Raw genomic sequence first — 6234 nt, 5'->3', positions numbered from 1 at the left:
GGTGTGGGAGAGTAGGACACCGCCGGAACATCCTTCACGATAGGGGACCCACAATTTGGGTCCCCTATCGTCGTTTACACACCTATATCTATGCGGAAGGCCCCCAACTGTTGTTGGGGGCCTTCCGCATATCTGGTGCTTCGTATCGGCTTACCGAAATCGACAGTGTGGCAACCGAATTCCAGGTAGGCGAGTGGATTCGGATTGCGGCCGCCCTCGTGACCGCGAATACCGCAGTCGCCGCCATGCCGAGTTGTTATCGCACATGGGTTTTCGCCATGGCGCGACACGCGGTTCGCGCAACCGGGCTAGGGGCGAGTATCCGTGGCCCACAGTGGCGTCGTTTCTACCCGTGACAGCCGCCAGCCCTCCGCCAAGCGAACCGCGTCGAAGCGGTAGATCTCGCCGAGGGTGTACTGCGGCTCCGGCACGGCTGTCGTGGCAGGCGTGAAGGTGGCGATGAGATTCGCCCGCACCTCTGCGGTATCGCCGTGCAGATCGATCATCACATTGGTGATGAAGTGCTGAATGCGCTCGTCATCGGAGTGATTCCGGCTCGCCTGCGCGATGAGCGCGGCACGACCCTCGGCTTGGCCGCCGGGAGTTTTCGCGGTCGCGTCGGCGGTGTAGATCGTGTGGAAGTCGTCGAAGCGTCCTTCGTCCAGGGCACGGCCCAATTGGTTGACCAGCCCGGTGATCTCGTCGCGGTCCACCAGTTCACGGAGCCGGTGGGTGTCGTCTCTGGTGGCGGTGGTGCAGGCGGCGAGCAGCGCCAGCGGCAGTGCGGCGAGGGGGAGGAAGCGACGGATCTTGCTCATCGGAAAAACCTTTCGAACTACACGTTGGTCACTCCAACGTTGGTGAGGCCAACGATAACTGATTGTGGGTGCGACCAACAAGTCTTGCTACATTGCTCTCATGGAGATCGCGCACGAGGACACACCGGGCAGGCTGCGCGCCCTGCCCACCCGACTGGTCAACCAGGTGGCCATCCTCGCCAACCGGGCGACCGAACGCGCCTTCGAAGCAACCGGATCCCGCCACTACCACTACGCCCTGCTCAGCACGCTGGGCGAATTCGGCCCCGCCAGCCAGGCCGATCTCGGCCGTCGCACCCGCATCGATCGCAGCGATATCGTCGCCGCGCTGAACGATCTGGCCGAACGTGGCTTGATCGAACGCACCCCGGATCCGAGCGACCGTCGCCGCAATATCGTCACCATCACCAAGGTGGGCACCCGTCACCTGGACGAACTGGACCAACGAATCGAGGGTGCCCAGGACGAACTGCTCGCCGCCCTTTCGGCCGCCGAGCGCCGTGAACTCGTCCGGCTGCTCACCCGGATCCTCGATGATCGGGTGCAGGGGTGATCGGGCCATTATTTCCGCAGGCCGGGGGTAGGGCGCGCGGAGCGAGCAACTAAGCTGCATCCGTGAGTCTTGTGCTGCTACCTGCTGTCGATGTCGCCAATGGAGAGGCCGTGCGCCTGGTTCAGGGGGAGGCGGGCAGCGAAACCAACTACGGCTCCCCGCGCGACGCGGCACTCGCCTGGCAGGAGGCTGGGGCGGAGTGGGTGCATCTGGTCGATCTCGATGCGGCATTCGGCCGTGGTTCCAATCGGGAACTGCTGGCCAAGGTCGTCGGCGAACTCGATGTCCAGGTAGAGCTGTCCGGCGGCATCCGCGACGACGAATCCCTGGAAGCCGCGCTGGGTACCGGCTGTGCCCGGGTGAATCTCGGCACCGCCGCTCTGGAGGATCCGCAGTGGTGTGCCCGCGCCATCGCCAAGCACGGTGAGCGCATTGCCGTCGGTCTGGACGTGCGGATCGTCGACGGCGAACATCGGCTGCGTGGCCGTGGTTGGGTCAGTGACGGCGGCGATCTGTGGGAGGTGCTCGAACGCCTCGAGCGCGACGGTTGCTCGCGCTACGTGGTCACCGACGTGACCAAGGACGGCACCCTCACCGGCCCCAACCTGGAGCTGCTGCGCGATGTCTGTTCTGCCACCGACGCGCCGGTCATCGCCTCCGGTGGCGTCTCCACCATCGAGGATCTGATCGCCATCGCCGAACTGGTGCCCGAGGGTGTCGAGGGTTCGATTGTCGGCAAGGCGCTCTACGCGGGCCGCTTCACGCTGCCCGAGGCGTTGGCCGCGGTCCGCTGACGATTCGATGACCGCCAACCGCCTCGACACCGAATTACCGGCCCTGATCGACGTCGCCGGCGAAATCCTCGATGCGGCAAGCCCGCGTTTCGTCGAGGGGGTCGGCGCGCCGAGCGTGGTGGCCAAGGGCCGCAACGACTTCGCGACCGAACTCGATCTGGAGTTGGAGCGCACCATCTCCGCCCAGCTCGAGCAGCGCACCGGAATCGAGGTGCACGGTGAGGAATTCGGCGGTCCGCAGCTCACTTCGGGAACGGCGTGGGTGCTCGATCCAATCGATGGCACCTTCAATTACTCATCGGGACACCCCCTTTCGGGCATGCTGCTCGCGCTGGTGCACAACGGGGAGCCGTTGCTCGGACTGACCTGGCTGCCATTGCTCGGCCAGCGTTATGTGGCGGCCATCGACGGTCCGGTGCTGCTCAACGGCCAACCGCTGCCGCGCCTGCCGCACGGGAAGCTGGGTGAGGCGATGATCGGCTTCGGTGCGTTCAATGTGGACTCGGCCGGACGCATTCCCGGCCGATTCCGCTTCGACCTGCTCGGTCCGCTGAGCCGACTGTCCTCGCGGGTGCGCATGCATGGTTCCACCGGCATCGACCTCGCGTTCACCGCAGCGGGTGTGCTCGGCGGCGCGATCGTCTTCGGGCACCATCCGTGGGACAACGCCGCAGGCGTTGCACTGGTACGCGCGGCGGGCGGGGTGGTCACCGACCTGGCGGGGGAACCGTGGACCATCACCTCGGGTTCGGTGCTTGCCGCCGCGCCGGGGGTGCACGAGGAGCTGCTCGAAATGATTTGCACGGTCGCCGACGATGCGTGAGGCTGCGCACGAAGGACCCTGGGGGATGGCAGCCGGCGGAGCCGGCGGGGCGGGTGAACACCGGGGGATGGCAGCCGGCGGAGCCGGCGGGGTGGGTAAACACAGCATGATTCGAAGGAAGGTGAGCTGATGACATTGGCGGTACGCGTGATTCCGTGCCTGGATGTCGACGCGGGCAGGGTGGTCAAGGGCGTCAACTTCGAAAACCTCCGGGACGCGGGCGATCCTGTCGAACTGGCCGCAGCCTACGACCTGCAAGGCGCGGACGAGCTGACCTTCCTCGACGTCACCGCCTCCACCGGCGACCGCGGCACCATGATCGATGTGGTGACCCGCACGGCCGAGCAGATCTTCATCCCGCTCACTGTCGGCGGCGGTGTACGCACGGTCGAGGATGTCGATCGGCTGCTGCGTGCGGGTGCGGACAAGGTGTCGGTGAACACCGCCGCCATCGCGCGCCCCGAGGTCTTGCGGGAAATGTCGGAGCGCTTCGGCTCCCAGTGCATCGTCCTGTCGGTGGATGCCCGCACCGTTCCGGACGGTCAGCCCGACACACCCTCCGGCTGGGAGGTCACGACGCATGGTGGTAAGCGCGGCACCGGTATCGACGCCATCGAATGGGCTGTGCGCGGAGCCGAACTCGGCGTCGGCGAGATCCTGCTCAACTCGATGGATGCCGACGGCACCAAGACGGGCTTCGACCTGCCCATGATCAAGGCCGTCCGCGAAGCGGTCTCGGTGCCGGTGATCGCTAGCGGCGGTGCCGGTGCCGTCGAGCACTTCGCCCCCGCCGTCCAGGCCGGCGCGGACGCGGTCTTGGCCGCCAGCGTCTTCCACTTCGGCGACCTCACCATCCCCCAAGTAAAAGCCGCCATGCGCGCCGAACAAATCGTCGTCCGCTAGCCGCCCCACGCTGGCTCATAACCAGTGACTGCCTCGCAAGGTATAGCCTCCGCAAGGTTGTCAGCAGATATGTGACAGCCCAGTCAGACTGGAGAATGGGTGGCGTGGGGTGGGTTGCAAGGGGCGTGAGTGTCGGGATTGAGTTGTCTCCGTTCGCCCTTGATGTTGCCGACAATGTGGTGGACAGTGTTGTGTGTTGGGGCGGGAGGCTGCCGGGGTCGGGCTGTGTTCGCTGTGGTTCGGTCTCGAAGCGGGTGCGACCGATGTCGTTGTCGCCCAAACAGATCCGGCCTCCGCAGCCGATCGTGACGCACCTGACAGGTCCTCGGCGAGCTGAATCGCACTCGCACAGCTGGAGATTCTTTCGGATAGTTCGGCCGCCACGCCGTAGCGGTGATTGCTATCTGTCCGACAGTTACCCAGGCTTAGCGACCATGTCCGCCACGTGTCCCGCATGTTCCTGGCCATCGCCGATACTGGTGTCGACACATGGTTCGATTCGCTATCTACGTTGCGTCTGTGGCAAATGGCTGGTTGCCCACAGCGGCGGGGTGAACTTGGTCACCGGCCGGGCCGCCTGCGCCAAAAAGTCGGTGGCCGAACATCTCGAACTGATTCCGCTGCCGGAGGAGTAGGACCTATCGCGTCGGGCGGTGTTTCGGCAGTACACGATGTGTTCCGGCGCGGAGCCCCCTGTATAACGGTGATATGACTCTCGACCCCGCCATCGCCGCCCGGCTCAAGCGCAATGACGCCGGACTCGTCGCCGTGGTCGCGCAGGAGCGCGGCACCGGCGATGTGCTGATGGTTGCCTGGATGGACGACGAGGCGCTGGCCCGCACGCTGGAAACCCGCAAGGCGACCTACTATTCGCGTTCCCGTCAGCAGTACTGGGTCAAGGGCGAAACCTCCGGCCACACTCAGTACGTGCACGAGGTGCGCCTCGACTGCGATGGCGACACAATCCTGCTTGTCGTCGACCAGGCGGGCGCGGCCTGCCACACCGGCACGCACACCTGCTTCGATTCCGATCTACTGCTCGCCGATACCTGAGCGGAAACTCGCGCGCCCGCGACGGATTCGGCTACTCGTCGCGCTCCTCGATCGCCGGTGACCTGCTGTTGGACTGGCTCAGCGTGTCGCCGAGCTGCCTGACGAGCAGCTCGCTGAGGTCGGCGAGCTGCACCGTCTGTGCGGCATCGAGACCGTCGAATACCAACTGCCGCACCGCATCCAGATAGCCGGGCGCCGCCTGGACGACCTTCGAGTAACCGTCGTCGGTGAGCACGGCATGCACGCCGCGGCGGCCGGTGGTTGCTGACCGTTGTGCCCAGCCCATTCGCTCCAGCTTCGACACCACATGGGACAGTCGTGATAGCGATGCATTTGCTTTGTGGGCAAGGTCACTCATCTGCAGCCGGTGGCCTGGCTCCTCGGATAACAGCGTGAGTACCCAGTATTCGAAATGCGTCAGCCCGGACTCGCGCTGCAGCTGGGTATCCAGAGCGCCTGGTAGACGTGTCATCAGCGCTACGATTGCGCGCCAAGCTCGTTGTTCGTCCGGGTCGAGCCACTTCGTCACTGGTGCCTTCTTTCGAGCCAAGTGACGTCTTCTTGTTAGCGAACCTAGCGATTAATGAAAGGCGTGTTCACGGTCACTCGCGTAAATGAGTTTGCCACGACTTCGCTCGACCGTCATGAACTTGGTTCGCGACGTGAGGTCACTCACAGAGCCGAATGGCTTGTCGATGACGTGTCCCTAGGTAGCCGTCGGCGTTTGCGAAGTGGCGGCGGGCGGTGTCGGCGCTGCGGGCTTACCTGGATGCTTGCGCCGCCATCGTCCTCGCCCGATCAGGCCCACCGCGGTGAGGAATGTCGCGAGCGCCACGATGGCGCCGGCCAGTGACGCGCCACGGAAGGCGGGCGCGTCGACGTCCAGAATCCGTTCGCCGGCATGTGCGGCATCATTGTTGCCGAGCACGATCGATAGTGTCATCAGATTCGGAATCGCGACGATCACCGCGAGCAATACGGCGGCACCCGCGATGAATTTGCCGGCTCGCCGCTTCCAGATCAGGGTGCCGAGCAGAAGGAGGAACAACGGGATCGCGGTGCCGAGTAAGCCGAATGCCAGACCCCAGCCGATGCCTTTGCTGAAACTCCCACTGACCAGCTCGGCGATGCGCTGCGCCCACCAGCGTGGAATAAACGCCGCCAGAATGAAGTAGGCGACGATCAGTAGGGCGATGACCGCCAGTGCGCCGATGATCCGCGTGCGCCACGTGGCCAGCGTGGATTTCTGCCCGTCCGGCCGAACCTCGCTCGAAGTCATGAATCCAGCGT

The 6234-nt window shown here is 64.9% G+C and carries 8 protein-coding genes; 5 read left to right on the top strand and 3 right to left on the bottom strand.

Annotated elements, in window-relative coordinates; translation table 11 throughout:
* Positions 1-308: 308 nt before the first annotated feature.
* Positions 309-818: a nuclear transport factor 2 family protein gene (locus tag AB0J29_RS23390; RefSeq protein WP_364789852.1), complete on the bottom strand. Its 510-nt coding sequence runs from the start codon at positions 816-818 to the stop codon at positions 309-311.
* A 100-nt stretch (positions 819-918) separates the two neighbouring features.
* On the opposite strand from AB0J29_RS23390, the gene AB0J29_RS23385 reads away from it, so the two are divergent.
* From AB0J29_RS23385 to hisI, 5 genes are all read left to right on the top strand, one after another.
* A complete protein-coding gene (locus AB0J29_RS23385; RefSeq protein ID WP_364789849.1) occupies positions 919-1371 on the top strand; it encodes a MarR family transcriptional regulator in 453 nt (150 codons plus the stop codon).
* A gap of 62 nt (positions 1372-1433) precedes the next feature.
* Positions 1434-2165 (top strand): bifunctional 1-(5-phosphoribosyl)-5-((5-phosphoribosylamino)methylideneamino)imidazole-4-carboxamide isomerase/phosphoribosylanthranilate isomerase PriA, encoded by a 732-nt coding sequence (gene priA / locus AB0J29_RS23380; protein WP_364789846.1) that lies wholly within the window; start codon positions 1434-1436, stop codon positions 2163-2165.
* A 7-nt stretch (positions 2166-2172) separates the two neighbouring features.
* Positions 2173-2988, top strand: a complete 816-nt coding sequence (locus tag AB0J29_RS23375) for an inositol monophosphatase (protein WP_364789843.1) — start codon at positions 2173-2175, stop codon at positions 2986-2988.
* Between the two features lie 129 nt (positions 2989-3117).
* A complete protein-coding gene (gene hisF / locus AB0J29_RS23370; RefSeq protein WP_364789840.1) occupies positions 3118-3891 on the top strand; it encodes an imidazole glycerol phosphate synthase subunit HisF in 774 nt (257 codons plus the stop codon).
* Positions 3892-4599: 708 nt separating this feature from the next.
* On the top strand, positions 4600-4944 hold the full coding sequence (hisI, locus tag AB0J29_RS23365; protein WP_364789837.1) for a phosphoribosyl-AMP cyclohydrolase: 345 nt from the start codon (positions 4600-4602) through the stop codon (positions 4942-4944).
* A gap of 31 nt (positions 4945-4975) precedes the next feature.
* On the opposite strand, the gene AB0J29_RS23360 is transcribed toward hisI, so the two are convergent.
* Both AB0J29_RS23360 and AB0J29_RS23355 read right to left on the bottom strand, forming a co-directional pair.
* Positions 4976-5416, bottom strand: coding sequence for a MarR family transcriptional regulator (locus AB0J29_RS23360; protein ID WP_364789834.1), 441 nt, complete (start codon positions 5414-5416; stop codon positions 4976-4978).
* A gap of 234 nt (positions 5417-5650) precedes the next feature.
* Entirely contained in the window at positions 5651-6223 is a 573-nt protein-coding gene (locus tag AB0J29_RS23355; RefSeq protein WP_364789831.1) for a permease, read from the bottom strand.
* Between the last annotated feature and the right edge of the window lie 11 nt (positions 6224-6234).

Source organism: Nocardia sp. NPDC049707, from assembly GCF_040674855.1.
GTDB lineage: Bacteria > Actinomycetota > Actinomycetes > Mycobacteriales > Mycobacteriaceae > Nocardia.
The sequence above is the reverse complement of the archived record's forward strand: the minus strand, read 5'-3'. Positions and strand labels throughout refer to the sequence as shown.

What these genes read in the sequence shown, in the direction of transcription:
- AB0J29_RS23390 (WP_364789852.1), bottom strand. Translation starts at nt 818, where the DNA reads ATGAGCAAGATCCGTCGCTTCCTCCCCCTCGCCGCACTGCCGCTGGCG.
- hisI (WP_364789837.1), top strand. Translation starts at nt 4,600, where the DNA reads ATGACTCTCGACCCCGCCATCGCCGCCCGGCTCAAGCGCAATGACGCC.
- AB0J29_RS23375 (WP_364789843.1), top strand. Translation starts at nt 2,173, where the DNA reads ATGACCGCCAACCGCCTCGACACCGAATTACCGGCCCTGATCGACGTC.
- AB0J29_RS23385 (WP_364789849.1), top strand. Translation starts at nt 919, where the DNA reads ATGGAGATCGCGCACGAGGACACACCGGGCAGGCTGCGCGCCCTGCCC.
- hisF (WP_364789840.1), top strand. Translation starts at nt 3,118, where the DNA reads ATGACATTGGCGGTACGCGTGATTCCGTGCCTGGATGTCGACGCGGGC.
- AB0J29_RS23355 (WP_364789831.1), bottom strand. Translation starts at nt 6,223, where the DNA reads ATGACTTCGAGCGAGGTTCGGCCGGACGGGCAGAAATCCACGCTGGCC.
- AB0J29_RS23360 (WP_364789834.1), bottom strand. Translation starts at nt 5,416, where the DNA reads ATGACACGTCTACCAGGCGCTCTGGATACCCAGCTGCAGCGCGAGTCC.